A 26,685-nucleotide genomic window follows, 5' to 3' on the forward strand; every position below is an offset into this window, starting at 1 on the left:
GCAAATCGTTTTCCAAGAATTTTTGGAATGTTTAGGATCAAAAAGTATCTTAAAGTGTTGTTTTTAAGCGTTGTGGTTTGTGGAAGAATAACCATGGACCCTGCTAGTAAATGCTAACTATTTTTAGTGGAGTGAGTTTCTATTATGGTTTCAGTAAAAAAAGTAAACATATCACATAGAATGTATTATATAATTGAAAAAAATTTATCGGAGTTAATTGTGTGATTGAACAACTAGTAAAAATTGAAGAAGTGATTTTATTGTTTTAACTTTGTATAGTAATAAAAAAACACTACAAATGAAAAAATACGCCACATATTTCATGCTTTTATTACTTATTATGAGTAATAAAATGTATTCTCAAGAAGCGCTTCGAATCGTAACTGGCAAAATTATTGACTTGGATTCTCAAGAACAATTGACAGATGTAAAGATAACGTTGTATAATGGTGCTCAAGACAGCATTGCAGCCTCGGTGGTAAACAGTCAAGGTTTTTATTTTTTCGAACTGGAAAAAATAGATAATACCTACCGTGTAAAAGCAGAAGCCAAAGGATATACGACAGCAGAGGTTGCGGTTAAATTTATTAGTGGAAATCCGACGAGTAGAATAAATTTCGGATTGAATAGATTCCAAAAACCCAAAACCATAACGGAGAAGAAGTCGATGAAATTGGATCCGATTTACTTTGATTCTAACAGTTCGTATTTAAATAACCAAAACAAGCAGGATTTAGCTAAAATCGCTTCTATTTTACAGGTGAATCCGACAATGCGTATTGAAGTACGTGCACATGCGGATACCCGTGGCGACAACGAATACAACAATTGGATGTCCGACCGCAGAGCAAGACGCGCTGCAGAATGGCTTATTAATGAGGGTAGAATAGACTCCAATCGCATTATAGTCAGGGATTTTGGAAAAGCCCTACCTGCAAAGGATTGCCCACCTGGTCAAAAATGCCCAGAAACGGTACATGAGGGAAATAGAAGATGTGAATTCATTGTACTCTAACGAATAATAATTTACGCCACTTATTATTACTGACTAAAAAAGACTTCCTTGAACCCCCAAAGGATCCGCTTGGTTTAGAAAGGGAAAAAGTTGTATGACTTCAAATTGTTTTTGAGATGCATTAAATTGCCGTAAGGCGACTGTATCACATAAGAAGGCAATCTCTGTAGGCTTTAGTATTTGATGAGCGATAATGATGTTCTCAGGGCTTAAGCGACGTGCAATCGTCAAATGTGGATTGGTGCCGCGGTGCGTATTTGGGGTAGGTACTGTTTTTTGTATCTGTTTCATCAGCGCCGTCAAGATTGTTGTACTTTCTCTATCCGGTTTTATGTAAAAGGCACCGTTGTTAAAATGGTCAAAAACATTGAATTTTACCGTTGTAGGCTGTAGACTGTTGCAACAGCGTTCCAATTGTTTTACAATCAATTTCAATTTACTTTCATCCACCATAAATTCTTGTATCGTAATGTGGGCTTTTGAGTTTCTACTAGGAAACCAACCTATAGTGGAGCCCAAATCTAATTTTAAGGCTTCGACCTGTTCAATAATTTCTAAAGGAGGATGAAAGACGATGGAATAACGCTCTAGCATAATTAAATTTATCAGTGATAAAGATAGTGAATTTGGAGGTTTCATCATTCTATGATCCACATTACTCCAACAGTTTATTGTTTTGAGTTTCTAGAAAAAAGCCCTTAATTGTATATTACCGGTATGTATAGTGGCGAAATTCTCATTGGTTCTACCTTGGTAATTAAGATTAAGGTCCAGATAGCTGGTAAGATTTCGTTGTACCATCAAACGCCAAGTAATATTTTTACCCGGTTGTAAACCTTCCAGCATTTGATAGGCTACAGGTGAAAGGGAATTGCCTTCAAATTCGTTCTTATAGTAAGATACTTCACCGTTCACTGTAAAATTACTATTGGAAGTGTACATAAAGGAAGTACCTAGTCGATGTTGTGTTAGCGTTTCAAAATCTGCTTTGATGTTTTCTTTTTTCTGAATCTCGTAAAACAAGTCCAAACTGGCATTACGTGAAAACAAATAAGATATTTTCGGTTCAATACTACGGTTTTTTATGTAGAAATTTTTGGATTCATAAGTGTCGGAATGGGTTTCTGAATCGGATGTTTTTCCGGATAGTGAAACCAACCAACTTTTGGCAATCAAGTGATTGTAGAACAATTGATGTCCTATTGTATTGTTTTCTTGTGCGCCAAACGAAAGCAAATTCTTGGTTCTGTTTTTTAAGTAGGTGTAAGTAAGGGAGTGTTTTTGACGCCCGCGGTTGTAAAATAAACTGTTTCTAAAGCTCTCGCTAAGACCAACCAACTGTTCGTCGTCTTTGGTAAAGGGATTAAAGTTAAAATCTTCCCCTTTTTTTAGGTCCCGACGATCGATTAAATAAGATGTTTGATTGTTGAAATGAGAAAGTATTCGTCGGTATCCCGCGCTGTTTTGCCACGCAATCGGATTTAAGGTCAAGGATTGGGAAAACTTATTTTGATGTGTTTTTACAAATATTTGATTAGGCAAATACAAACGCACGTATTTGGCTTGGTCGGGAAAAGGGGCTATTTCAAACTCTTCCAGTTCCTGTATGCCGTTGTTGTTGTAATCGATCCACATATAGATACCGCGTCCCGGTTCTACTTCTAGATAGGTAAATTCTTGTTGTGCTATAGTGCCCGAACTCGTTTCATATACGGTATTGCTTACTACCAATCCGTCCCAAAATCGGTCGTTATAAACCACTCGTGAATTCAGTGTTTTTTCGCGCTCCATCAAGGGATCTGTCCAACTTAATATTCGATAATTGGCATACAGACTTAAATCTCTATTTTGAGATTGAATTAGCTTGGATTTAAGGTAAAAGGTATTTGAGGACGATACTTTTTGTAAAATTCCCATTTGAATACTGTCGTTAATACGGTGTGTATAGCCTATTTCTGCATAAACAGAACTGCTGTCACCCCTTCCTATATAGGTCGTAATTTCTGAAAACCGATGACTTAGGGGCAATATGTCTTTTGAAGCATTTAATTCCGTCTCTCGTTGATCTTCCAATTCGAATCGAGCACCAACCCAGTTTTTATCAAAGTGAAAACGCCCGTCAGATGAACTGCGTATAAAACGTGTTTTTTTAACTTGAGATTCCGCATTTAAGATGCTGTTTCTCGTTTGAGCCTTCCAACCTAAAGTATTCCAGTTTCCGTTGAGGTGATGGCGCATACCCGAAAAAGCATTGCCGTAATCGAGTTTTTCAATCTGATACATCAATTGTCCTTTCTCAGGGAAGGTTGCTTGCAAACCGGCGGTTAGCAAACTCTGATTACCCGTCGCAAAATCCAAATTCCAATCCCGATCAAATTCAATAGAATACAATTGTTCTAAGGATTTGAAATCTTTATGAATAAACTGAAAATCTCCAAAGACATCTAATAGCAAGGAAGCCGTGTACAAACGCTGTTTTACTTGAGTTTTTGTTGCCCATCCTTTATTTGATTCGTCGTCTATAGATGAAAATAAATTTTCGTCGTTATTGCTAAAGGCTACTTCGGCTTTAATAATTGTTTTTTCGGAGGGATTATAACCTCCCATGATCGTAGCAATAGTGTTTCGTATCGGAGCAATCAATCGACTGACAGCGGCATAATTACCTTGTCTTACGCCATTTATGGGAGGAGTATATTGGTATATTTTCCCAATACTTTGACTGTTTTGAATGTGGTAATCTCCGTTGTTTTGTCCGACATTAGTAAACTGTACCGAAAACAACTCATCGTCGGCATTGTTAGAATAAACATAGAATTCCACACCGCTGTCATCCGTGGTTTTTTTATATAAAATTTTATTTTCAGAATAGGTATCCGGATAGGCCGATGGAGCGACCATTTTGCTTGGGTCGTTACCGGCTTGACGCAGTGTTTCAATCTGGTCTTTCGATAAATTTTGCTGTAAAGGTTGGTTTTTGATGTCGGTTTCGGTGAAGAAATAGCCGCCGATATTCCAGTTTTTACGTTCGTGCTGAATACCTCCATAGCCGACAAAACGAGTATAATTTCGGTCCGTATATTGGTATTCTATCGCAATACGCATATCTGAAGTAATCGGAAACAAGGTGGTAAATCGAATTTCGCCGGCATTGTAATCAATCACGTAATCGTTGTTCTCTCCTCGTTTTAGCGCAATTCCATTGACAAATACCCGTTCAGAACCCGAGATGATTAATATAAACAATTCTCCATTAGGTCCTTTTAATTTATATGGTCCCTGATTGCCTTCTTGCCCTATAAACGAACTTTTGGCATATTGACCCCGAGCCAAGGCTCCCGCTGCTTCTATATGTGTTTTGGAGTTTTCTCCTTTAAAGGTAAAGGAAGTAGATAAGCCTTGTACTTTTTTATTGAAATTTAAAAAGCGCGACTTCTTGTTTTCTAAAAAGAGATCTCCAGCCTTAATCGACCAATTGTCTGAAAATAACTCCATAAAAATTTGATCAAATTCGTCGATTTTCTGAGAATACCCCCCATCTTGTAAGGGGGCATTACTGTCTTGTATGGAAGCGCGTATATTGACTTTGTCCGAGAGCTTCCCTGTGATTTGCAAATCCAAATTGGAATTCATTACCCCATTTTGATTGTTTCCCATCGTAAAACCACGGCTAATGCTACCTGCTGTATTAAGTCCTTCAAACGGAACAAAGCCAGAACCCCGACTTTTTTCTTGATAAGAGAATAATTGCTGACCTGCTGCATTGGCAACCACGCGATCGGCTGGATAAAAGGTATAGGTTTTGGTCAGAAAAGAGGGCCATAGCAAATATTCAACAGTTAGGGAATCGTTTTTTAGTGCAGAATCTAACAAAATCAATTGCCCATTGTCAAAATTCATTCGATAAGATTGTTGGGGTACCGTGTCCTTATTAGGCTGTGAAACCTTGAAATATGAGGGGTTTAAGCTTCCTTTATAGATGCTCAAAGTATCCGTATCTGCCTTCCAACTCTCGGTTTTATAGAGCGATTCCCGCTCTTGAGCAACAAGAACGGTTACACACAAAAAACACCATAAGATTAAAAGGGGTCGAAGCATAATTACCTATAACTCATATTTATCAAAAGTAGTGTATCTGTAGGGAATTATTTTAAACGAATTAAATAAATAGATTTTTTGTATAAATTGACAATTACTGTTAAATTGTAAATTAAATATAAAAAATAGGTTGCTTTTTGATTTGTTTTCCTATTTTAGAGGCGTTGAATTGAAATGGATCATCAAATGATGGTAATTTCTTAGAGGGTCTATTATGCGAAATTGCTACTTTTTAGGATTGTTTTTTTTATTGTTTCTATATGCGTGTTCTGATACTAGAGATCGACAATACTTAAGTAAGGCGGAGGAATGTTATCACTCTTTTCCAGACTCGGCTCGATTTTATTTGGACATCATCGATTTTCCCGAAAAGATGAGCGACGAAAACCAGGCAAGATGGATTTTATTAAATGTGCGTTTGCATCAGAAAAGTAATATATCATTGCAGCATGATACTTTGATTTTAAAAGCCTTGGATTACTATACTTCAAAAAATATTGCAGAACAAGTGGGTAGAGCCAATCTCTATGCCGGCCGAGTATTTGAAGCGCGTCAAGAGCACGAAATGGCTAAAAAATATTTTAATGAAGCGATAATAGTTGGGAAAAATACGGCCAATTACAAATTGGCGGGTAGAAGCGCTAGTGAGTTGGCAGAGATTTATCAGGACGACAGAAGTTATGAACAAGCCATTGATTGGTTTACTCATTCGTATCATTGGGCTTTCCAGGCCAATGATATTTACTATCAAATAAACGCCCTTCGCAAGCGAGCAGATTGTTACTTAGAATCCCAGCAATTGCAGAAAGCTTTGGAAGATTATGATAAGGCTTTGGATGAAGTTCCAGATGATAAAGAGGAATTGCGCTCCGATATTTATAAAAATCGAGCCATTGCACATCTTAAACTTGAAGCGTTCGAAAAGGCAAAATCCGATATAAAAACGGCGATGAAATTTGCTGAAAATACTAAGCTAAAGACAGTTCATCTCTGGATATTGGCCGATATATTTGAAAGAGAAGATCAAATGGATTCCGCTTATTTCTACAATAATAAAGCCTTTTTAGAAGTTAAGCAAATTCGCAATTCAGCCGATGTACCTACATCTTTAGAGAGCTTATTGGATATCAATGCCTCCGACAAAATCCGAAAACCTCATTTAGAGAGCTACCAGCTTTATCGATCGGTTTCTGATTCGATTTATGAAAAGGAGCGCTTTAACGCAACCCTGATGTTCGAGAATAAATTCCACCAAGAAGTTATCAAAAATAAAAACAAAAACTTGGTTATTCGAAACCAGCAATACTTGCTTCTATTGGCTATTGCCTTGTTGGTGATTTTCTTTATTTTTTATATTTATCGCGTCAAATCTTTGACCAGTAAAGCCATGTTGGTAGAGAAAGACATAGCAATTGGTCGTCGCGATCAAACGATCAATACTTATAAAATATCTGCTTCTAAACGATTGGATATTTACCGTAGGATGGTCGGTTTGTCGTTAGCACCTAATTCCGAGCGCTATGTAAAACTGCTGGACGATTACAATCAAATCGTACACGGATCATCCAAGCCTTTTCGTTTTGAATGGAAAGATTTTGAAGAATTACTCCATTTGGTATATCCCGGTTTTAAAGATAAATTATCCAAGTTATACCCTGGTCTCCAATCGAAAGAATTACAAGTGATTTTACTGCAAAAAGGAGGATTAAGCATACAGGAAATTGCCGATTTACTCCATTTAAGCATACATACTATTTATAGGAGAAATTCGGAAATCCGAAAAAAAATGCAAATCCCCGAGAATCAATCCCTAATTTCTTTTTTAGGAAGAACCTGATTTCAGAAAAAAGCCACCTATTTTTCCACTAAAACACGGGTACTTGCTGTGCGTAAATAACAGCTGGTCTGTTTTGGATTGGTGGTCGATTTGGTTGTAGGAAAGCGAAATAATAAATAACTAATGGATGGGCATCCGTGTGTTTTTCAATTAAAAACACTTATCCCGTAACGCAACAACCTTTACAAATGCACATGGTTCGTTTGTATAAGTATAGACCATTGGAATTGTTGTGATAAATAGATATGAAATAAAAGATTACAAAGTATTGCTGTGCTTTGTATAAATAAATCTCATTTTTTATTTTGCAATCTCCTGATTATCAGTAATTTTTGTTTGACAATGTGCAAAGGAAATATAAAGCAATACAAACCGTTTGTATTTGGTTTAGGGTATTTTTACGGGGATAATTAGTACTAAATAAATTATGTATAAATAACCAATCTAATATGAAAACAAAATTACTTCTTGTCCTGTTTTTTTTAAGTATGCTAAACGTTCAGGCGCAGCAAACCCATTATCAATTTTCACACAATTCCGCGGACTATATACCTTTGGGTAATGGAGCAACAGTTTTAAATAACTTGGCCTGGCTAGATGATGAGTATGAAATTCCCTTAGCTTTTCCAATCTATTTGTTTGACGATGAGGTTAGGAATTTGGTATTGGTTGGAGGAAGCTTAAAAGCCACATCAAAGCGTGTTAATAATAAAATCTACTTATTTACAGCTCATGCAACAAACTTGGTAGATGCAGGGTTTCCAGTAGGTGAAGACGATGACGATGACGATGACGATGACGATGATGACGATGATGACATTGAAATAGTCACTCAATCTCCATTAAAGTATCAAGTAGAGGGAGCCGCTGGTGAGCGAATTTTAAAAATAGAAGTTAACAATGCAGCCAGTTTAAACGAAGTAGTTACTTCGCAAACGAATTTGATGCGTGTCAATTATCAAATATGGTTCTTCGAGCAGCATAAAAGTATTGAAGTTAGGTTTGGCTCGAATAGCATTACCAATTTTAATCTGTTTTTTGCTGACGAAGAGAATCCAGAAGAGCCAGCCGAGGCTGTTTTTACAACTGGTGTAGGGCAATACATTGTAGAAGGCGAGGAGATGGAAGCTGTAAAAATGGAATTGTTGGAAGGTATGGAAAGTAATCCTATTTTGATTTCGGATTTAGAATTTGAAACTACTGGATTGCGTTCTTATCCTGCAGCAGGGAGAGTTTACAGATTTGGAGGAACTCTCGGTGTGGCTGACTTTATGGAATTGGAATCAAAAATACAGTTGTATCCGAATCCTACTTCTGATTTCTTGATTATCACTTTCAATAGTGAAATAAGCCAAAATTTGGCATACAAGATAATTAATATGGCTGGGCAAAGCGTGCAATCGGGTTTCTTAAACAAGGAACAACCCATCGATGTTAGCGCTTTAAGTTTAGGAGCGTATTACGTGAAAGTGGACGGTTTTAAACCGACAAAATTTGTAAAAAAGTAAAATAAAAATTAACGCTGTCATTCAAACCCTTTGTGTATAGTATACAAAGGGTTTTGCTTTTTTAGAACCGCTAATTACTAAGACGCAATCAGGAAAAAACACCTTTAGAAGACAGAGCGCTTCGTTATAAGTCTAGATTTTATCTTTAAAGGTGGTGTGTCATCAAGAGATATTGCAATGTTATTCGTTATAGTATTTATAGTGTTGCACTCAGCAATTGGGTAAGAGCAATAAGAAAACAGAAAGTGTTTTTTTTATTTTTTATTTAGAAAGCAGAAGTACGCATTTTTAAAACGATATGTATAAAGTTCAAAAGTCGTATGACAAATAAATTTTATTTAAATAAATATAACATGTTGTTTTTAAATGTGTTATGATTGTCTGTTACAAACTGTGATTGTTTGTAATACACTTGTTTTGAGCGAGTTGTTTTTATTTTTACTACTCACTCAAATACATTATTATTATGAAAAGAAATGTTTATGCAGCCTTGTTAATTCTGTTGTCTTTAATGGCATGTCAGAATGATTTCGAAGACAAAAGCTACCCGTTGGACAATCGCGATTCCGAATCGATGATTAAAAAGCAAAGTAATTTAGTCGAGAATGTCGGTTTAATCGAAATCGACGGCACGCAAATGTTGGTTTTTCCGAGTTGGGAAAAGTATCATGAAACTATCGAATACTTAGATAGAAGGAGTGATGAGATTTATCGGGAATTCAACTACCGTTTACCTGAGAATATTAGTATGGAAGAATACGAGGAACGAGCTCGAGCAGTAGGTTTTGATGAGGACAATGTTTTGTTGGAGTTTGAACGTGATTTAGGCTTCAGTTCGCTCCGTAATGCTATCGAGAGATTGGAAGAGCAATGGCTGGAAGGTTTAGGTGATGAGGAATGGGATGCTAGCTCTGATCCTGACAATCATTTTATCGAAGACAATGCCGAGCGAGCGCTGTTAAGTACAAGTGCGGAAGTTGTCATCGATAATGAGGCAGAAGGATTGATTTATTATAAACTTCTAGACGATGAAGGAAGTTGGATTGAAGTCCATAACTGGGATGTAGAGGCGATTATCGGTGTTCGTAATGGTAGAATTAACTATAGTAACCCGTCAGTCAAACTGATTCAAAGTATTGAATCGCGCAATGGCGAATGCAAAAGTAAAGTGACCAATATTAGTTATCATACTGGAGGTCGAAATACAAGAGTCAAGCAAATTGCCAAACTAAGAAGAGAAACCGGACTATGGGATAGTAAAATTAAGTCTAAAACTAAAGGCTATGTAAAAAAACGAGGAAGCTGGAAGGCAGCTGTTTCGCCGATTAGTGCGGGGATTAATGGGCGTCAATTTGGCGCTATGGGTACGGTCTCAGTACATTGTGGGCAAGAATTTAATGTTAAGGAATTTAAGTATGCAAGAAAGAGAAGCGTTAAGGTAAAGCGTACTATTCCACAATGGATTGGTAAAGATTCGGATAGAAAATGGATTACAATTCGAAAATACGGTGTTTACAGTTCGCACGGTCAAAATAATATCTTGGCGGTTAATAGAGATTTTTTCGACAATCAATAAACGGATTGCCGGATTTAAGGGTTAAGGGAAAGCTATAGAGGCACCTTATGTATACTTACAACTCAGTTAAAAGATATTTGAGAAAGCATGCTTAAGTAGATGGAAGGTTCTTTGCTTTTAAGGTCGATACCTTTTTGATTCATATCTGAAAGAACAACAAGTGTAAAGCTAAAAAGCTATAGTTGGGATGGATATGTAAAAAATGACGGTCTTGAAGACTACATACAATGCAACTATGGAGTTTGTACAAACAAAAAAAGATTTTTAAACTATAACTTGCTTATTGTTAGGTTGTTTTAAATGCTGTGTACAAACTAAATATTAAACAATACAAACTGTTTGTTGTTAATTCCAGCTACTTTTACAATAGCGAAATGAAGCATTTTGAACAAAATTTATTTTTTTTAGATAAAACCTTTTGCTGTAATAAAAAGCATAGTGAAAATCAGATTAAAATCATCTGGTTGTTTAAAAAGAAGAATTTTTCATAGATTCGGCACAGTGGATATCAGTGTGTTTTATCTGAAAACCGGAGGTCGTAAAATATGAAATTTACGAAAAAATAGAAATTTAATACCTGTTACCTGTTTTATAAGCCTGTTTTTAGAAACCCCTTGTGTCTGTCAACATAAGGGGTTTCGCTTTTAGGTGTATCTCGTTCTCTATTCTTTAATAACCATTTGTATGGTTTCCCGATTGACCTGTTTTAGCAATAAAGTTTTGTCTTGTAAAACCAAATCTGCGGACTGACTTTCGAAATGCCGAATCGTATAGAGTGATACGGCTTCATTATAACTCACTTTAAACTGTTTGGACAACACCGTTCTCATGGCCTCAAAGTGATTGAATTTGTCTTCAACACAGACCGTAAAGCTGATGGCGGAATTTTGAATTACATTGACTTTGATATTGTATTGGTGTAAAAGCTTAAAAATTTCACTGATGTTTTCTTCCATGATAAAGGAAAAATCCAAAGCCGAAAGCGAGATTAATAATTGATTTTTTTTAACGATATAACAAGGTATTTGTGGTTTTAGAGCAACGCCTTTGGAAACCTTTGTGCCTTCTAATAACGGATTTATAAAGGACTTTACAAACAAAGGAATTTCCTTTTGTTGTAAGGGTTGTAGGGTTTTAGGATGAATGACAGAAGCGCCATAAAAAGCCAATTCTATAGCTTCTTGATAGGATATGTGTTCCAATAAGGTGGTCTCTTTAAAATAGCGAGGGTCCGCATTGAGTACGCCCGGAACGTCTTTCCATATGGTTACACTTTCGGCATTTAAAGCATAGGCAAAAATGGCAGCGCTATAATCGGAACCTTCTCGGCCTAAGGTCGTAGAAAATCCGTTGTCGTCAGAACCTATAAATCCCTGTGTAATATGCAGTGCATTAGCGCGAATTTCCGAGCCTATCTGCGCTTGGGTCAGTTCCCAGTTTACTTGAGCATCGCGATAAGTAGTGTCGGTTTTAATCAAGTTACGGGCATCGGTCCAAACGTTGGGCATGCCACAACTCTCAAGATAATGATGTAAAATTACCGTAGCAAGTAATTCGCCATAACTCACAATCTGATCGTAGACGAAATTGTAATTGGGCGATTTGTTTACACTTAAAAAGTTTGCTAATTTTTCAAACAACTGATGCAGTTCTGTGAATAAACCGGGCTTGGAATTGGGAAATAGGTCGTAAGCTATTTGAAAGTGATAGTCCTTTACTGTTTCTAGGGCCTCCTCAATATTGGAATCGGCACTAAAATAACGCGCAACTACAGCTTCTAAGGCATTGGTGGTTTTGCCCATGGCGGATACCACAATTAAACAGTCGGTATATCCTACGGCTTGCAAAACCTGTCCCACATTTCTAACATTGACTGCATCTCGAATCGAGGCGCCTCCGAATTTGTAAATTTTCATTTATAAACGATCGATAAAGTTTTTAATTCCTTGTTGGTCCATTTGAACCAAATGCCAATCTCTTAGTATTAGAGCGCCTGATTTCTCGTAAAACGCAATGGCGGGTTCATTCCAATCTAAAACGGCCCATTCAATACGGCGTACGCCTTCCTCGGCTCCCCGTTTGATAACCGCTGCATAGAGCGCCGTGCCTGCTCCAGTACCCCTGGATTTTTCTCGTACGATTAAATCTTCTAGATGGATCGTTTTTCCTTTCCAAGTAGAATATCTAAAATAGTAAAACGCCATTCCTAAAATTTCGTTTTCTACTTCGGCAACGATAATAGAAAATTGGGGTGCGTCTCCAAAACCGTCTCGACGTAGCTCTTCTAGAGTCACTTCCACCGCATCCGGTTCCTTTTCAAAATGAGCCAATTCGCGAATCAAGTCAATGATTACAGGTAAATCGGTCTCTAAGGCAGGTCTGATATTCATTTGAAATAAATTATAATGATTTTTATAAGCTGTTCAATTCACAAAATTAACGATATTTGTAAGCAAATTACACAACTAAACAATCAATATTTCATGTTAGTAGAAAGAACACAAACTTTAGGAGAGTTCATCATCGGTAAACAAGAAGATTTTCAGTATTCTTCAGGAGAGTTATCTCGTTTGATAAATTCTATTCGTTTGGCTGCAAAAATAGTAAGTCACAAGGTGAATCAAGCCGGATTGGTAGATATTACGGGTTCATTTGGCAAAGAAAATATCCAAGGAGAACAGCAGCAAAAGCTTGACGTATATGCTAATGAAGTGTTTATTCAAACCTTGATGAATCGTGAAATTGTTTGTGGAATTGGTTCGGAAGAAAACGATGACTTTATTGCGATTAATGGTCGTGATGGAGGTAATGATAATAAATATGTGGTTTTGATGGATCCTTTAGACGGTTCTTCAAATATTGATGTAAACGTTTCTGTCGGAACTATTTTTTCAATTTACAGAAGGGTAACTCCAATAGGAACCCCAGTGACTATTGACGATTTTTTACAAAAAGGTGAAAATCAAGTAGCAGCAGGTTATGTGATTTATGGTTCGTCAACCATGTTGGTGTATACGACCGGACATGGTGTAAACGGGTTTACTCTAAATCCAGCCATAGGAACTTTTTATTTGTCACATCCCGATATGAAAGTGGCAGAGGACGGACAAATCTATTCTATTAATGAAGGGAATTATATTCATTTTCCTCAAGGTGTAAAGGATTATCTTAAGTATTGCCAACAAGAAGAGGGAACGCGACCGTATACCTCTCGATATATTGGAAGTTTGGTAGCGGACATACACAGAAATATTTTAAAAGGAGGCGTTTATATTTATCCAACGAGTTCTCGAGCTCCTAAGGGAAAATTGCGTTTGTTATACGAATGTAATCCGATAGCGTTTATCGTAGAACAAGCCGGTGGTAAAGCCTCAGATGGTTTTAATAGAATTATGGAAATTGATCCTACGGAACTGCACCAAAGAGTGCCGTTCTTTTGTGGAAGTAAAAATATGGTTGAGAAAGCAGAAGCTTTTATGCTGAATAACAAATAATCCCCAAGCGGTATTGTACTGGATAAAAAAACAGGCTGGAAAATTTTTTCCAGCCTGTTTTTTTATCTACCCATATTTTGCATTTCATAAATAAAGGTTTCACTATCAACATTGAGAACTAATAGCGATAGGGCTTTGTCAACAATCTCGTTGACATTACCGGTAAATCCTAAGGCAACAGCAAATTTTTTCAAAACCTGCTTTTGTTTGGGACCTAATACATGGTTTACATAAACCATTCGCGCCAAATCGTATAGACGCTCTAAGCGATTGATTTGTAGATAAGGGGGGTTTACGGGAAACTTAGTTGGGTCTTCCAAAATCAGTTCGTATTCTTCATCTGAAATGTCCAGTCTAATGGCCAATTCATCTAAAAACTTTTTTTCCTCTTCACTGATGGGACCATCAGAAAGAGCTACACGTACAATGGAGGCAAAATGGCCTTTATTTCGGTCTTTAAAGCCGCTATCAAATAAATCTGAATATGACATAGTTTGTTGTTTTTAGTTATTTCGTTTTTAAAAGTGATACTTTAATGGCTCAATTTAGTAATAATAGTTGTAAATTTGAGTTAATTAATTTAATAAATGATGCTTGATATAGTTTTTTATATGGCTCGTGGGTTCGAGCAGTTTCTTTTAAAAAGCAATTTGATGGTTGTAATTTTTACGGTAGTTCTTTTATTGCCGTATGTATTTAAAGACTGGATGCGTGTGCTTAGTCTTCTTGCAATGATTGCTTTGGGGTTCTTGTTTAATGCTACCATTAATTTTTTTGAAGTAGTTGCCATAAGTGCTACGGCCTTTAGAGGAGCGTATTGGACTATGTTAGGGCTGTTGTTTCTATTCTGTTTTTATCGATTGATTTGCAGTGGGAAAAAATTAAAAAACAAAGGGGATACGATTTATTACGTAATCGCTTTTGTGTTTGGTTTTATCGCCAGTATACTGCACGAAAATATTTGGAGGCCCTTAGTGGCAAAATCCTCGTATGAATTTATAGCACTTTTTGGGTATTCTTTGGGGTATCTAGGAGGTTTGATTCTGGTGGGAATGATTTATTTTTTAGCTGCTTACGCCTTGCAAACCATCTTGCGCTTTACTCAAAAAGAATGGGGTTTAATTGTATCGTCCATGTCGATAGGAGTGCTGATTTCGGAGTGGATAAAAATAATTTAGAATACTGCTTTTTTCTTGAATAAGTAGTCAAAGGATTGTGTACTTTTGCACTTTCTAAAGATGTCGGGTTCACGGATTTACCCAGTAGAATGAAGGAACATTTTGAAAGAGCTAAAGATGGAAAAAACAGCTAAAGCGAAAATGGCTAAATACGATAAAGCTTATTTGCGAATTGCTCGCGAATGGGGGCAATTGTCGTATTGTACACGCAAACAAGTGGGCGCCATTATCGTAAGAGATCGAATGATTATTTCAGATGGTTATAACGGAACGCCGTCTGGATTTGAAAACTGTTGTGAAGATGAAGCAGGGGCTACCAAATGGTATGTGTTGCATGCCGAAGCCAATGCTATTTTAAAAGTAGCGCGTTCGACTCAAAGTTGTCAAGATGCTACGCTGTATATCACGATGTCTCCATGTCGGGATTGCAGCAAATTGATTCATCAATCGGGAATCAAAAGAGTGGTGTACCAAAACGATTATAAGGATACAGAAGGGATTTCTTTTTTGGTAAAAGCAGGTGTAGAAGTGGTGCACTTACCCGACCTAGATAACTAATTTATATGAAGAAGATATTTTGGCCACTGATTGTTTCTATCGCTTTGTCGTTAGGGATTCTTCTAGGAGGATTTGTGGTTTCGTCAACTTTTCAAACCACTAGCCTAAGCACGAATTCGAATAAGGTTAAGTTAAATAAGCTTATTGACTTTATAGAACAGGAATACGTGGATGATGTCGATACGGACTCCATTATCGATATGACGGTTACATCTATATTGGAGCAATTGGATCCGCATTCGGTCTATATCGCGCGCAGTGAAATGCAATCAATTTCAGAATCCATGCGTGGTGGGTTTGTTGGGATAGGAATTAATTACTATGTTTTTAAAGACAGTTTAGCGGTTATTAAAGCTGTTGCAGGAGGTCCATCGGAAAAGGCGGGTTTGTTGCCCGGTGATCGTATATTATATGCAGACGGTCAAAAACTCTTTGGTAAAAAATTGTCCAACGACAGTCTGGTTTCTATCCTAAGGGGAGAAGAAGATTCGAAAGTGCAGCTAAAAATTTATAGAAAGAAAAAGAAGCAAACCTTAAATGTTGCTTTAGTGCGTTCGTTGGTGCCTATAAAGAGTGTGGACGTCGGGCTAAAGTTAGACGATGGAATGGGGTATATCAAAATCAATCGCTTTTCCGAATCGACTTATAACGAATTTATGGAGGAGTTGAAAGCCTTAAAAGAGGCCAATATTTCTGGATTGGTTGTGGATTTAAGAGAAAACGGTGGAGGGTATATGGATCAGGCGATTAAAATTGTCGATGAATTTCTACCCGCCAAACAAGTCATCGTGAAAACCATTAATAAAAAAGGTAATGAAGTGGTGTCTAAGGCTACTTCAAAGGGAATTTATGAACAAGGGGATTTGTTTGTTTTAATCAACGAAAACAGTGCCTCGGCCAGTGAAATTGTAGCAGGAGCCATTCAGGACAATGACCGTGGTACCATAGTGGGGCGACGTTCTTTTGGGAAGGGCTTGGTACAACGCGAACTTTTATTAGGTGATGGGTCAGCTGTCCGATTGACCACTGCGCGTTATTATACACCATCCGGGCGTTCCATTCAAAAAGCGTATAACCACGGATTCGAAGAATACAATAACGATTTTATTACCAGGTATGAAAGCGGGGAGCTGTATGCCGCAGACAGTATTAAAATTGCCGATAGTTTACAATTTAAAACCAAAAACGGGCGTATTGTTTACGGTGGTGGAGGTATAGTTCCCGATTTATTTGTGCCTTTGGATTTAAAACACGGAGATGATGCGGTACTGTTGTTGATGAAATCCGGTTTAGTGAGTTATTTTGTGTTTGAACAAATCGACGACGACCGTTTGGCGTATGAAGGTTATAACTTAACGCAACTGGCGGCTAAGGTCAAAGATAAGGAGTTGATTTATAAAAAATTTAAAAAGCACCTAAACGAAAGTGGTCTTAATTTTAATCTAGACAAACGCAAAGCTTTGATTGAGTTTTTCTTAATCGGGGAATTTGTTCATCAGTTGTTTGGTGAACAAGAATATTATCAGTGGATTCTAAAAGAAGATCCGATGATTAAAGTGATTAAGAACTAAAAAAACAATCTTTGGTTCTGCTGGGAATTTGGGTTTCGACTAACGTATGCTGTCGTGGCTGTGAGTTTCAATACCGTTATTCCACAGCGTAAGTATATCCGTTGCAACAGCTGCTCCGCTACCTGCTGCGATGGAGAGTTGACTGCGATGACCAGCCAAAGTTCCCGCTACATATAGATTATTAGTTACAAGTTGATCGTGGTTTTGAAGTTGAATCCGATTTTTGTGTGGTATTGACTTGCGATGAGGTTCAACGAAATTCATCAATCCTTCAATTTGAAAATGATTACTAGAATTAACGGCAACGACAACGATTTTGGCTTCGTAAGTGTTTTTGTTGGTGTGAACGACAAAGAAATCACCTTGAGAAATCACCGAATTTACTTTTTCGTTTTCGATCAGCTCAATTTGTGGGTAGTGTTTTCGTAGCAATTCTTTGGACTCTTCGAGCAACTCGGATCCGAGTTTTCCCGCGGGTATACCGTAGGCATTGTAAAAAACGGCATCCTGAAGCATGGATGCTTTCTGGTGTGCAATTAATGCAATTTTTTTGTTGGCCATAAAGGGTTTTGCTTGTGCAGACCCTAAAATTTGGGCACAAGAAACTCCGGCAACGCCACCACCAATAATCAAAGCATCATACATGATTATTTGGTTTTTTCGTCGATTAATTTGGAGGTTCTAAAAATCAGTACCACGCAAACCGCGCATAATAAAGCGACGATTCCGATTAGTGCAATAAGGCTGCTTCCTTCGAATAGATTGTTGAAATCTAATGATATGATATTGACAACCAGTAAAGCAGCTACAAAAAACAGTGCGATATAACTAAAAATTTTCATTGTTGGAATTTGATTTATATAATCCTGAAAAGTACTAAAAATAAATTAGTTGATTAAGCCTTTAACATTACTTGCAAATAATTTAACAGCAATCGCTAATAAAACGATTCCAAAAACCTTTCGAATGACGCTTAAACCGGTTACGCCTAATATTTTTTCTATTTTTCCGGACATCTTAAGTACGATATACACAAAAATCATATTGAGTATAATTCCAAAAATAATATTGATGTTCTGATACTGAGATTTTAAAGAAAGTAAAGTGGTCAATACACCAGCTCCTGCAATCAATGGAAAAGCTAAGGGTACTATAGAGGCCGTGCTCGGGGCTTCATCCTTATACAAGCGGATGCCCAATATCATTTCTAAGGCTAAGAAAAACAAAACAAATGCTCCAGCAACTGCAAAGGAATTGACATCGATACCGATTAAATTCAAAATTTCATTACCTATAAATAAAAAGGCAATCATAATTACTGCTGCAACTATGGTGGCTTTTTCGGAATGGATATGACCAACTCGGCTACGCAATTCTACAATGATGGGAATGGCACCCAGAATGTCAATCACTGCAAATAAAATCATTCCGGTAGTGATAATTTCTTTAAGGTCGATTTCCATAGGGTATAATTGTAGGATTAGCATTGAATATAATGGACAAAGTAAGGAATTTTATTCGTAAATCGAGATTCGTATGTTGTGATTTGTAGTTTTAATCCAATATTTGTCGAATGGTCGTCGGTTTTATGCTGTGTTCTAGTTGAGTTTTCAGGTTCATATTCACTAGACTGAGTCTAAAATAGTGGTTTATATTGTGCTTTGTTTTGGTAATGGAAATAAACACCAAATAAAGTTTGTATTTTTGCGGGCATTTAAATTTAGAATCATATGTTTCAATTAGGAAAGACAATTGTATCAGAAGAATTGTTTGAGAGGGAGTTTGTGTGCAATTTATCGGCATGCAAGGGCGAATGCTGTGTGGATGGTACTGCTGGAGCACCTTTAGAAGAGGAGGAGACAAAGATTATGCAAGATATTTACGCTACGGTAAAGCCGTTTTTGCGTGCTGAAGGTATTGCGGCTATAGAGGCGCAAGGCACTTCAGTTATTGGTGAAGACGGAGGGTTTGAGACCCCATTGGTCAATGGAGCCGAGTGTGCGTATGTTATTTTTGATGAGGATACCGCTCTTTGTGGTATTGAGCAAGCCTATAATGAGGGTTTAATCAAATGGAAAAAACCGGTTTCCTGTCATTTATACCCAATTCGAGTACGGGAGTTTTCGGATTTCTCGGCGGTTAATTACCATAAATGGAGTATTTGTGACGATGCTTGTTCTTTGGGTAAAGAACTCGAAGTTCCAGTCTATAAATTTGTCAAAGAAGCTTTGGTTCGTAAATTTGGTGCCGCTTGGTACACCGAATTGGAACAAGTAGCAGAAGAATACAAGCGATAAGGCTTATTTTAGAAACAAATATTTGTTTTTATAATCGATTAATGCTTCACCACGGAGCAATACGTCTGCGCCAATAATACCGTGAACGGTTTTTGCTTTGTATTGTTTTAAAGCGATGTTGACATGAGATAAATCGAGCAAAATCAAGTCGGTTTTTGGATTTTTCCAACGACCCATTTGAAGTTTGTTTTGATACGAAACCTGAGTTAACATACCGTTGGCACCTGCTCCGGAAGCCTTGGTGTTGGAATCGGAAGCCTCGATATTAAAGTGTTCGATATGACTAAAGTCTATACAGCTGTTCGAGGCACCAGTGTCTAATATAAAATCACCGGAAATTCCGTTGATTTTTGCTTTCAAAAAAAGGTGTTGGGTTTTAGAAACAGTAAACGCTATTTTTCGATATCCATTTTTTAATAAGAGTTCTTGAAGGTTTTCCATGATTCAAAAATAGTTTAAAAACTTTAAATGCGGTAATTTTGCAGTCAATTCTAAGTGCCAAATTTGATAAAAATAAATCTCCATTGATGATTTTAACTGATACCCATACCCATTTATATTCCGATTCTTTTGATTTAGATCGTGATCAAGTTATTAAAAATGCTGTGGAACAAGGTGTTTCTCGGTTTTTTATACCGGCTATTGATTCGAATTATACTCAGGCGATGTATGATTTAGAGGCGGCACACCCCCAATCTATCCATCTTATGATGGGGCTACATCCAACTAGTGTAAAGGAAAATTTTAAAGAAGAACTCGATTTTGTTGCTGCCGAATTGGCTCGACGTCCTTTTGTCGCTGTAGGCGAAATTGGAATTGATTTATATTGGGATAAGAGCACCTTAGGAATTCAACAAGAGGCCTTTCAGTATCAAATTCAATTGGCTAAAAAATACCGTTTGCCGATAAATATTCATTGTAGAGAGGCATTTGATGAGGTGTTTGAGGTTCTGGAACGGGAGAGAGCTACCGATTTAAGAGGAATCTTTCATTGTTTTTCGGGAACGGAACAACAAGCCTTACAGGCAATTGATCTACAGATGAAATTGGGAATTGGAGGGGTCGTAACCTTTAAAAACGGAAAAATTGATCAATTTCTCGATAAAATTTCGATGGAACATATAGTACTAGAAACGGATTCTCCGTATCTTGCACCGGTTCCTTTTCGGGGAAAACGAAATGAAAGTGCCTATATCGTTCATGTCGCTCAAAAATTAGCCGACATATATAAGGTTTCTATAGAGGAAGTTGCAAAAATTACAACAGCCAATTCACTAGCTGTCTTTGGTATTTAACAAAGATTTGCGCAGGAATTGTCTAGAAATTGCGTTCTTTTGCCAATTATTAAAACATAAACACTATAATGTTAAAGTTTGATTCAATTCGTCACTATCATGATTTTGAGGTGAATGCAGTGTTCAAAAGCATTGCCAATCACCCAATGATGAAAGCGTTGATGGGATTTACTTTTCCAGATACTCCAGAATCCGAATGGATGGAACGTCTTAAAGACGTTCACACTATTCAGGATTTTCAAGAACAGTTTATATATTATTCTGTCAGAAAGGTTTTGGAAAAAAGCTCGGAAGGTCTTACCACTTCGGGTTTCGATAAATTAGATAAAGATACTCCTTACTTGTTTATTTCTAATCATAGAGATATCATCTTGGATACTTCGTTGCTCAATGTAGCCTTAAAAGATCATGGTTTAATCATGACTTCTTCTGCCGTTGGAGATAACTTGGTGCAAAAATCTTTTTTATTAGCACTTTCCAAACTCAATAGAAATTTTTTGGTAAAACGAGGATTACCTCCGAGAGAACTCTTGGAGAGTTCCAAATTGATGTCGGAATATATTTATTATTTATTGCGTGAGGAAAATCGTTCGGTCTGGATCGCACAACGCGAAGGGCGTACTAAGGACGGGAATGACTCTACACATCAAGGGGTGTTGAAAATGTTGGGAATGGCTTCGGATGAAGCGGAACTCATGGATTTCTTTAAAAAAATTAGAATTGTTCCTGTTTCTATATCTTATGAATACGATCCGACAGATGCGCTAAAAATGCCGCAGCTATTGGCAAAATCAAAAGATGAAATATATATTAAAGAAAAAAACGAAGATTTTGTCAATTTGCTAAGTGGAGTAATTGGGCAGAAAAAACGTATACATATGCATGTATGTGATGTGCTCGATAGGGAATTGGAAGAAGTAAAAAGCCATTCGTGTAATAACAACAAGCAAATTCAGGCGGTTGCACAAATCATAGACGAAGCGATTTTGCGAACCTATAAATTGTGGCCAACCAATTTTATAGCCTACGATATTATGTTTAATACCGACCGTTTTGCATCTCGATATACTGTAAAGGAAAAACAGCTTTTTGAACGTCGTTTGGAATTGCGTGTTGACAAGGAAAATAAAGTTATAGTAGATGGGTTTTTGGCCATGTATGCCAACCCTGTGGTTAACAAATTGAAATTTACGGATGTCTAAAAAACCGGCCATACTATTGATTTATACAGGGGGAACTATTGGGATGGTCAAAGACTTTTCCACTGGTGCCTTAAAAGCATTTAACTTCGATCAGTTGTTAGAGCGCATACCCGAACTAAATTTATTAGATTGTACTATTGCTACCTATTCTTTTGAAACCCCCATTGATTCATCGGATATGCATCCAGAACATTGGGTTAGTATGGTCAATATTATAGAGAGTAATTACGATACCTATGACGGTTTTGTGATTCTTCACGGCTCAGATACCATGTCGTATTCCGCATCGGCTTTGAGCTTTATGTTGCAGAATCTCCAAAAACCTGTAATTTTCACAGGCTCTCAGTTGCCGATTGGTGATTTGAGAACAGATGCCAAAGAAAACTTGATTACAGCCATTCAAGTAGCCACTTTTCAAAAAAATTCAGTACCGCTTATTCAAGAAGTGTGTTTGTATTTTGAATACAAATTGTATAGAGGCAATCGAACAACCAAAGTGAGTGCCGAATTGTTTAATGCTTTTACTTCGCCGAATGAACTGCATTTAGCTGAATCTGGAGTACATTTTAAGATTAATGAGTCGCTTTTGCTAAAGCATCGTCCTGAAGAAAAATGCCGGGTTTATAAGAATATGGATACTCGGGTAATGATTCTAAAATTGTTTCCGGGGATCAATCAAGAGATATTTGAATCGATTTTAAACATCGCATCCTTAAAGGGATTGGTTTTAGAAACCTACGGTTCTGGTAATGCACCTACGGAAAAATGGTTTTTAGCCTGTTTAAAAAAGGCGATGGATCAAGGCTTAAAAGTGGTTAATGTTACGCAGTGCTCCGGCGGCAGTGTTAATATGGGTCAATATGAAACCAGTACGGAGATGAAAGAAATCGGAGTGATTTCAGGGAAAGATATTACTACCGAAGCAGCCATAACTAAATTGATGTATTTATTGGGACAGCAAGTGCCTTCTAATGAATTTAAAGATCTTTTCGAGCAGTCTATCTGTGGGGAAATGACCTAAGAATCACTAGGATGTTCTAGGATCTAAACCACACTATTTGTGAGTTTTTTGGAATATGAAAAAAAAAGAACCACAAAATTCAATTTGCAGTTCTTTATCTTTCAGTGTTTATTTGCTTTGACTTTCCTTTTCTAATTTTATTAAGTGCGCCATATTTTTAATCACCTTATCGTGTTTTAAAACAAACGGATTTTTTTTATCCCAAACATATCCTGCTAGTACAGCACAAATTTTACTTTTTACATCTGGATTTTCGGGCTGATGATAAAACAGCTCTTGTAAATTCCCCGTGTACCATTCCTGTATATAGGTGGTGAAAACGGCTATACCCTCTTTCATATAGTCTGAATATTCCACTTCCCAATCGACCTTTTCCCCAGCTAATTGACGTAGTGCTAATTTGGCAGACAACATGCCCGATTCTGTAGCAAAACATACACCAGAAGAGAAAACTGGGTCTAAAAATTCAGAACTGTTTCCGGTCAATGCGTAGCCTTCGCCATACATTTGTTTAACGGCAATCGAATAATTAGATAGTTTTATAGGTTCAAAGATAAAGGGAAGTTCACCGAAGCGTTTAACATAGTAATCCGATAATGCTATGGCATTTTTTAAAGCTTCAGCAGGGTTGTGGTTTGCTGATAAGCCTTCTATAAAAGGTGTTGGACCGACAATGCCAACACTGGTATTGCCATTTGAAAAGGGAATAACCCAAAGCCATACCTGGGTTTCTAAAATGTCAAAGGAGATTAAAGTTCCTTCGCTACCCTCTGGACGGTTGATGTCCTTAATATGAGTAAAAATCGCGGAATGTGGATTTAGTCTTGAAGGTTGGTCAAGATTTAACAATCTAGGCAAAACGCGACCATAACCACTAGCGTCTATTAAAAACTGCGCTTTTACTTTTTTGGTTTCGCCGTTTTTATCTACTATGGTGGTTGTAGATGTGGTGCCTTCAAACTCAACGGCAGTAACTTCCGACTCAAATTCTAAGTCAATACCCATATTGATGATTTCATTGGCTACGGCCAAATCGAAGTCGGCTCTGGGAACTTGCCAGGTCCAATCCCATCCCTCTGAGAATTTATTGCTAAAATCAAAAATACAAATCTCCTCTCCTCTTATAAAACGAGCGCCCCATTTTTTTTCGAAATTTTCCTTGTTTAGAGCAGGAAGTAATCCAGCCTCTTCAAAATGATCCATCACTCGGGGAATTAGACTTTCACCAACAACAATTCTAGGGAATTTAGTTTTTTCTACAACTTTAACTTTTATTCCTTTTTGGTGTAAATATCCCGCAGCAACGCTTCCTGAAGGGCCTGCTCCTATGATTAAAATTTCAACATTTTCTGTAGTCATATCATTATGATTAGGATGGTTGTTAAAAAATATTAAATTTGCATATCTTTTTATTGTGTCAAATTTATTGATATTAACGAATCAATTTTTAAAAAGAACAATAAATTTAAGAGAAATATAATCGTTATAAATAATACATAGATGAATACTTTAAACGAATATTTAAATCTTAAAGATTTTACCAACATTATTTTTAATAATGAAGAGTTTTGTCTGGCTGATAACGTTTGGAATCGTATTGAAGAGAGCTTTGAGTTTTTAAAAGAATTTTCTACAAACAAAATCATTTACGGTGTCAATACAGGTTTCGGCCCCATGGCACAATATCGAATTGAAGAAGAAGATTGCATTAAATTGCAATACAATCTGATCCGCAGTCATGCCTCAGGTATTGGACAACCTTTATCTCCAATACATGTAAAAGCCGCCATTTTAGCTCGATTAAATAGTTTGTCTTTGGGGTATTCGGGTATTAATAACACGGTGCACAGCTTGATGAAAGCTTTGATTAATAAAAACATAACTCCGTTAATATTTGCTCATGGAGGTGTTGGTGCTAGCGGCGATTTAGTACAGCTGGCTCATTTGGCGCTAGTTTTAATAGGAGAAGGTGAAGTGTTTTATAAAGGCGAAAGAAGAGCCACTAAAGAGGTTTTTGAAATAGAAGGGCTCAAGCCTATAGAGATAAAAATCCGCGAAGGTTTGTCTTTGATGAACGGTACTTCGGTAATGACGGGAATTGGCATCGTAAATTGGGCACAATCTCAAAAACTATTGAATTGGTCTGTAAAGATTTCCTGTGCCATAAATGAATTGGTTAGTACATACGACGATCATTATTCCTACGAATTAAATAATTCTAAATTGCATCACGGACAAAGGGAAATTGCCGGAAAAATGCGTGATTATTTAAGTAGTAGTCAATTGATTAAAAAGAGAGAAGAACACTTATATACCGGTAAAAATCAAGAAAAGATTTTTAAAGATAAAGTGCAAGAATATTATTCCATTCGTTGTGTTCCGCAAATATTAGGACCCATTTCCGATACGATTGATCAAGTGGGGAATATACTCGAGCAAGAAATCAATTCTGCCAATGATAATCCTATCATTGATGTAAAAACGAAACAGGTTTATCACGGAGGAAATTTTCACGGCGATTATATCGCCCTAGAAATGGATAAATTGAAATTGGTCATTACCAAATTAACGATGTTATCCGAACGGCAATTGAACTATTTGTTGAATTCAAAAATCAATGAATTGTTACCGCCATTTGTCAATTTGGGAAAATTGGGTTTTAACTTTGGTATGCAAGGTGCACAATTTACCGCGACTTCTACTACGGCAGAAAATCAGGCTTTGTCGACCTCTATGTATATCCACAGCATTCCGAATAATAACGATAATCAGGATATTGTAAGCATGGGAACCAATGCGGCAGTGCTTTGCTCTAAGGTTATTGAAAATGCCTTTGAAGTGATGGCTATTGAATTGATTACCCTAGCTCAAGCTATAGATGCTTTAGGATATAGTGATAAGGTTTCAGATGAAACTAAAGCCTGGTATAAGGAAGTGAGAAATATTTTACCCGTATTTTCAGATGATCAGGTTTTGTATCCTTATATTCAAAAGGTTAAGAACTATTTGATGGACTCCTAAAATCAATTTAAACGTGCTGTTTTTATGAGATTTCTTTAGTGGTTTTTGATTTAGTGTGAAATTTAGGTTTGCAAGGGTAAGATGGTGTTGGATTATTTGTAAAAGCAGCTAATTGTTATTTTTAATCTAAATTATTGGGGTATATTGGCACGGATTTTGTAAATTTAGTAAAAGTTAAGTCGAATAAATGCGAAAACTTTCTCCAGTTAAGTTTGTGAGATATTTAATAAAATGAATTGTAAGGTTTTAGGGAAACAATAATAGAAAAAGGGAAAAAAGAAGATGAAATGTGCTTTAATAACAGGAGGGTCTAGAGGAATAGGAAAAGCGATCTGTTTACGATTTGCACAAGACAATAAATATCATATATTGATTAATTATCAATCCAATCAACAAGCGGCTCAAGACACTTTAAATGAAGTGATTGCTTTAGGGGGGACAGGAGAGTTAATCGCATTTGATGTGGCCGACTTTGACATGGTTACCCGTGTATTAACAACGTGGGTAGATGCCAATCCGAAGGCTATAGTCGAAGTAATTGTTAACAATGCAGGGATTACCAAAGACGGCCTTTTTATGTGGATGACTCCTGCTGATTGGAAACAAGTGATTGATACGAGTTTAAACGGTTTTTTTAATGTAACCAATTTTTTTATTCAGAAATTGCTGAGAAATCGTTACGGTAGAATTATCAATATGGTTTCGATTTCTGGATTAAAGGGAACGGCTGGACAAACGAATTATTCTGCGGCAAAAGGCGCGGTAATTGCGGCAACAAAAGCTTTAGCACAAGAAGTTGCTAAACGAAATATAACGGTTAATGCCGTTGCTCCTGGATTTATTAGAACGGAGATGACTGCAGCACTCGATGAAAGTGAATTGATTAAAATGGTGCCTGTAAATAGATTCGGTGAAGCAGAAGAAGTTGCGGAATTGGTGGCTTTTTTAGCCTCAGATAAAGCGGGTTATATAACGGGAGAGGTCATCAATATAAATGGAGGAATATACTCGTAA

General features: G+C 36.9%; 24 protein-coding genes. 14 read left to right on the forward strand and 10 right to left on the reverse strand.

Going from position 1 to position 26,685, the window contains the following annotated elements; genetic code table 11:
• Positions 1-298 precede the first annotated feature (298 nt).
• Entirely contained in the window at positions 299-1,015 is a 717-nt protein-coding gene (locus KO524_RS04185; protein ID WP_219290715.1) for an OmpA family protein, read from the forward strand.
• 33 nt (positions 1,016-1,048) lie between these two features.
• Here the strand turns inward: KO524_RS04185 and KO524_RS04190 are convergent, their stop codons facing one another.
• Together KO524_RS04190 and KO524_RS04195 are read right to left on the reverse strand one after the other, a co-directional pair.
• On the reverse strand, positions 1,049-1,657 hold the full coding sequence (locus KO524_RS04190; protein ID WP_219290722.1) for a 2'-5' RNA ligase family protein: 609 nt from the start codon (positions 1,655-1,657) through the stop codon (positions 1,049-1,051).
• Positions 1,658-1,699: 42 nt separating this feature from the next.
• The gene (locus tag KO524_RS04195) at positions 1,700-5,113 is read right to left on the reverse strand and encodes a hypothetical protein (protein WP_219290724.1); all 3,414 of its coding nucleotides are present in this window, start codon (positions 5,111-5,113) and stop codon (positions 1,700-1,702) included.
• Positions 5,114-5,327: 214 nt separating this feature from the next.
• On the opposite strand from KO524_RS04195, the gene KO524_RS04200 reads away from it, so the two are divergent.
• The 3 genes from KO524_RS04200 (at position 5,328) to KO524_RS04210 (ending at position 10,034) form a co-directional block, all read left to right on the forward strand.
• Positions 5,328-6,950: a tetratricopeptide repeat protein gene (locus tag KO524_RS04200; RefSeq protein WP_219290726.1), complete on the forward strand. Its 1,623-nt coding sequence runs from the start codon at positions 5,328-5,330 to the stop codon at positions 6,948-6,950.
• Positions 6,951-7,399: 449 nt separating this feature from the next.
• Positions 7,400-8,458, forward strand: coding sequence for a T9SS type A sorting domain-containing protein (locus KO524_RS04205; RefSeq protein ID WP_219290728.1), 1,059 nt, complete (start codon positions 7,400-7,402; stop codon positions 8,456-8,458).
• A gap of 466 nt (positions 8,459-8,924) precedes the next feature.
• Positions 8,925-10,034: a hypothetical protein gene (locus KO524_RS04210; protein WP_219290731.1), complete on the forward strand. Its 1,110-nt coding sequence runs from the start codon at positions 8,925-8,927 to the stop codon at positions 10,032-10,034.
• A gap of 662 nt (positions 10,035-10,696) precedes the next feature.
• On the opposite strand, the gene KO524_RS04215 is transcribed toward KO524_RS04210, so the two are convergent.
• Entirely contained in the window at positions 10,697-11,950 is a 1,254-nt protein-coding gene (locus tag KO524_RS04215; protein WP_219290734.1) for an aspartate kinase, read from the reverse strand.
• Positions 11,951-12,424 carry a GNAT family N-acetyltransferase gene (locus tag KO524_RS04220; RefSeq protein ID WP_219290737.1) on the reverse strand — a complete coding sequence of 158 codons (474 nt, stop codon included), beginning with the start codon at positions 12,422-12,424 and terminating at the stop codon, positions 11,951-11,953.
• A 93-nt stretch (positions 12,425-12,517) separates the two neighbouring features.
• Between KO524_RS04220 and fbp the strand changes: the two genes are divergently transcribed.
• Complete coding sequence (fbp, locus tag KO524_RS04225; RefSeq protein WP_219290740.1) at positions 12,518-13,528, forward strand: class 1 fructose-bisphosphatase; 1,011 nt, start codon at positions 12,518-12,520, stop codon at positions 13,526-13,528.
• Between the two features lie 62 nt (positions 13,529-13,590).
• Here fbp and KO524_RS04230 read toward each other — a convergent pair whose 3' ends face one another.
• Positions 13,591-14,019 (reverse strand): TerB family tellurite resistance protein, encoded by a 429-nt coding sequence (locus KO524_RS04230; protein ID WP_219290742.1) that lies wholly within the window; start codon positions 14,017-14,019, stop codon positions 13,591-13,593.
• Positions 14,020-14,115: 96 nt separating this feature from the next.
• Here KO524_RS04230 and KO524_RS04235 point away from each other — a divergent pair, with 96 nt between their 5' ends.
• The 3 genes from KO524_RS04235 to KO524_RS04245 all read left to right on the forward strand — a co-directional run bounded on the left by KO524_RS04235 (position 14,116) and on the right by KO524_RS04245 (position 16,835).
• Entirely contained in the window at positions 14,116-14,706 is a 591-nt protein-coding gene (locus KO524_RS04235) for a hypothetical protein (protein WP_219290745.1), read from the forward strand.
• 117 nt (positions 14,707-14,823) lie between these two features.
• Positions 14,824-15,264, forward strand: coding sequence for a dCMP deaminase family protein (locus tag KO524_RS04240; RefSeq protein ID WP_219290748.1), 441 nt, complete (start codon positions 14,824-14,826; stop codon positions 15,262-15,264).
• Between the two features lie 5 nt (positions 15,265-15,269).
• Positions 15,270-16,835 (forward strand): S41 family peptidase, encoded by a 1,566-nt coding sequence (locus KO524_RS04245; protein WP_219290751.1) that lies wholly within the window; start codon positions 15,270-15,272, stop codon positions 16,833-16,835.
• Positions 16,836-16,874: 39 nt separating this feature from the next.
• Here KO524_RS04245 and KO524_RS04250 read toward each other — a convergent pair whose 3' ends face one another.
• Genes KO524_RS04250 through KO524_RS04260 form a run of 3 tightly spaced genes read right to left on the reverse strand, consistent with a single transcriptional unit; the run spans position 16,875 to position 18,298 of the window.
• The gene (locus KO524_RS04250; RefSeq protein WP_219290754.1) at positions 16,875-17,480 is read right to left on the reverse strand and encodes an FAD-dependent oxidoreductase; all 606 of its coding nucleotides are present in this window, start codon (positions 17,478-17,480) and stop codon (positions 16,875-16,877) included.
• Between the two features lie 2 nt (positions 17,481-17,482).
• Entirely contained in the window at positions 17,483-17,677 is a 195-nt protein-coding gene (locus KO524_RS04255) for a hypothetical protein (RefSeq protein WP_219290757.1), read from the reverse strand.
• Positions 17,678-17,722: 45 nt separating this feature from the next.
• Positions 17,723-18,298 carry a MarC family protein gene (locus tag KO524_RS04260; protein ID WP_219290760.1) on the reverse strand — a complete coding sequence of 192 codons (576 nt, stop codon included), beginning with the start codon at positions 18,296-18,298 and terminating at the stop codon, positions 17,723-17,725.
• A gap of 267 nt (positions 18,299-18,565) precedes the next feature.
• On the opposite strand from KO524_RS04260, the gene KO524_RS04265 reads away from it, so the two are divergent.
• The gene (locus tag KO524_RS04265) at positions 18,566-19,132 is read left to right on the forward strand and encodes a DUF3109 family protein (RefSeq protein ID WP_219290762.1); all 567 of its coding nucleotides are present in this window, start codon (positions 18,566-18,568) and stop codon (positions 19,130-19,132) included.
• 3 nt (positions 19,133-19,135) lie between these two features.
• On the opposite strand, the gene KO524_RS04270 is transcribed toward KO524_RS04265, so the two are convergent.
• Complete coding sequence (locus KO524_RS04270) at positions 19,136-19,573, reverse strand: retropepsin-like aspartic protease (protein WP_219290766.1); 438 nt, start codon at positions 19,571-19,573, stop codon at positions 19,136-19,138.
• Positions 19,574-19,659: 86 nt separating this feature from the next.
• Between KO524_RS04270 and KO524_RS04275 the strand changes: the two genes are divergently transcribed.
• The 3 genes from KO524_RS04275 (at position 19,660) to KO524_RS04285 (ending at position 22,650) form a co-directional block, all read left to right on the forward strand.
• Positions 19,660-20,427: a TatD family hydrolase gene (locus KO524_RS04275; protein WP_219291191.1), complete on the forward strand. Its 768-nt coding sequence runs from the start codon at positions 19,660-19,662 to the stop codon at positions 20,425-20,427.
• 68 nt (positions 20,428-20,495) lie between these two features.
• Positions 20,496-21,629, forward strand: a complete 1,134-nt coding sequence (locus KO524_RS04280) for a 1-acyl-sn-glycerol-3-phosphate acyltransferase (RefSeq protein ID WP_219290769.1) — start codon at positions 20,496-20,498, stop codon at positions 21,627-21,629.
• A complete protein-coding gene (locus tag KO524_RS04285; RefSeq protein ID WP_219290770.1) occupies positions 21,622-22,650 on the forward strand; it encodes an asparaginase in 1,029 nt (342 codons plus the stop codon). The genes KO524_RS04280 and KO524_RS04285 overlap by 8 nt, the downstream gene beginning before the upstream one ends.
• A gap of 108 nt (positions 22,651-22,758) precedes the next feature.
• On the opposite strand, the gene KO524_RS04290 is transcribed toward KO524_RS04285, so the two are convergent.
• The gene (locus KO524_RS04290; RefSeq protein WP_219290773.1) at positions 22,759-24,009 is read right to left on the reverse strand and encodes an NAD(P)/FAD-dependent oxidoreductase; all 1,251 of its coding nucleotides are present in this window, start codon (positions 24,007-24,009) and stop codon (positions 22,759-22,761) included.
• Between the two features lie 141 nt (positions 24,010-24,150).
• Between KO524_RS04290 and hutH the strand changes: the two genes are divergently transcribed.
• On the forward strand, positions 24,151-25,671 hold the full coding sequence (hutH, locus tag KO524_RS04295; protein ID WP_219290775.1) for a histidine ammonia-lyase: 1,521 nt from the start codon (positions 24,151-24,153) through the stop codon (positions 25,669-25,671).
• Between the two features lie 282 nt (positions 25,672-25,953).
• Positions 25,954-26,685: a 3-oxoacyl-ACP reductase FabG gene (fabG, locus tag KO524_RS04300; protein WP_219290778.1), complete on the forward strand. Its 732-nt coding sequence runs from the start codon at positions 25,954-25,956 to the stop codon at positions 26,683-26,685.

The sequence above is a fragment of the Flavobacterium sp. NKUCC04_CG genome (genome assembly GCF_019345525.1).
In the GTDB taxonomy this organism is placed as follows: Bacteria; Bacteroidota; Bacteroidia; order Flavobacteriales; family Flavobacteriaceae; genus Flavobacterium.

Bases quoted from the DNA above. Each gene is read 5' to 3' on its own strand.
- KO524_RS04185 (WP_219290715.1), top strand. From the start codon at position 299: ATGAAAAAATACGCCACATATTTCATGCTTTTATTACTTATTATGAGT.
- KO524_RS04190 (WP_219290722.1), bottom strand. From the start codon at position 1,657: ATGATGAAACCTCCAAATTCACTATCTTTATCACTGATAAATTTAATT.
- KO524_RS04195 (WP_219290724.1), bottom strand. From the start codon at position 5,113: ATGCTTCGACCCCTTTTAATCTTATGGTGTTTTTTGTGTGTAACCGTT.
- KO524_RS04200 (WP_219290726.1), top strand. From the start codon at position 5,328: ATGCGAAATTGCTACTTTTTAGGATTGTTTTTTTTATTGTTTCTATAT.
- KO524_RS04205 (WP_219290728.1), top strand. From the start codon at position 7,400: ATGAAAACAAAATTACTTCTTGTCCTGTTTTTTTTAAGTATGCTAAAC.
- KO524_RS04210 (WP_219290731.1), top strand. From the start codon at position 8,925: ATGAAAAGAAATGTTTATGCAGCCTTGTTAATTCTGTTGTCTTTAATG.
- KO524_RS04215 (WP_219290734.1), bottom strand. From the start codon at position 11,950: ATGAAAATTTACAAATTCGGAGGCGCCTCGATTCGAGATGCAGTCAAT.
- KO524_RS04220 (WP_219290737.1), bottom strand. From the start codon at position 12,424: ATGAATATCAGACCTGCCTTAGAGACCGATTTACCTGTAATCATTGAC.
- fbp (WP_219290740.1), top strand. From the start codon at position 12,518: ATGTTAGTAGAAAGAACACAAACTTTAGGAGAGTTCATCATCGGTAAA.
- KO524_RS04230 (WP_219290742.1), bottom strand. From the start codon at position 14,019: ATGTCATATTCAGATTTATTTGATAGCGGCTTTAAAGACCGAAATAAA.
- KO524_RS04235 (WP_219290745.1), top strand. From the start codon at position 14,116: ATGATGCTTGATATAGTTTTTTATATGGCTCGTGGGTTCGAGCAGTTT.
- KO524_RS04240 (WP_219290748.1), top strand. From the start codon at position 14,824: ATGGAAAAAACAGCTAAAGCGAAAATGGCTAAATACGATAAAGCTTAT.
- KO524_RS04245 (WP_219290751.1), top strand. From the start codon at position 15,270: ATGAAGAAGATATTTTGGCCACTGATTGTTTCTATCGCTTTGTCGTTA.
- KO524_RS04250 (WP_219290754.1), bottom strand. From the start codon at position 17,480: ATGTATGATGCTTTGATTATTGGTGGTGGCGTTGCCGGAGTTTCTTGT.
- KO524_RS04255 (WP_219290757.1), bottom strand. From the start codon at position 17,677: ATGAAAATTTTTAGTTATATCGCACTGTTTTTTGTAGCTGCTTTACTG.
- KO524_RS04260 (WP_219290760.1), bottom strand. From the start codon at position 18,298: ATGGAAATCGACCTTAAAGAAATTATCACTACCGGAATGATTTTATTT.
- KO524_RS04265 (WP_219290762.1), top strand. From the start codon at position 18,566: ATGTTTCAATTAGGAAAGACAATTGTATCAGAAGAATTGTTTGAGAGG.
- KO524_RS04270 (WP_219290766.1), bottom strand. From the start codon at position 19,573: ATGGAAAACCTTCAAGAACTCTTATTAAAAAATGGATATCGAAAAATA.
- KO524_RS04275 (WP_219291191.1), top strand. From the start codon at position 19,660: ATGATTTTAACTGATACCCATACCCATTTATATTCCGATTCTTTTGAT.
- KO524_RS04280 (WP_219290769.1), top strand. From the start codon at position 20,496: ATGTTAAAGTTTGATTCAATTCGTCACTATCATGATTTTGAGGTGAAT.
- KO524_RS04285 (WP_219290770.1), top strand. From the start codon at position 21,622: ATGTCTAAAAAACCGGCCATACTATTGATTTATACAGGGGGAACTATT.
- KO524_RS04290 (WP_219290773.1), bottom strand. From the start codon at position 24,009: ATGACTACAGAAAATGTTGAAATTTTAATCATAGGAGCAGGCCCTTCA.
- hutH (WP_219290775.1), top strand. From the start codon at position 24,151: ATGAATACTTTAAACGAATATTTAAATCTTAAAGATTTTACCAACATT.
- fabG (WP_219290778.1), top strand. From the start codon at position 25,954: ATGAAATGTGCTTTAATAACAGGAGGGTCTAGAGGAATAGGAAAAGCG.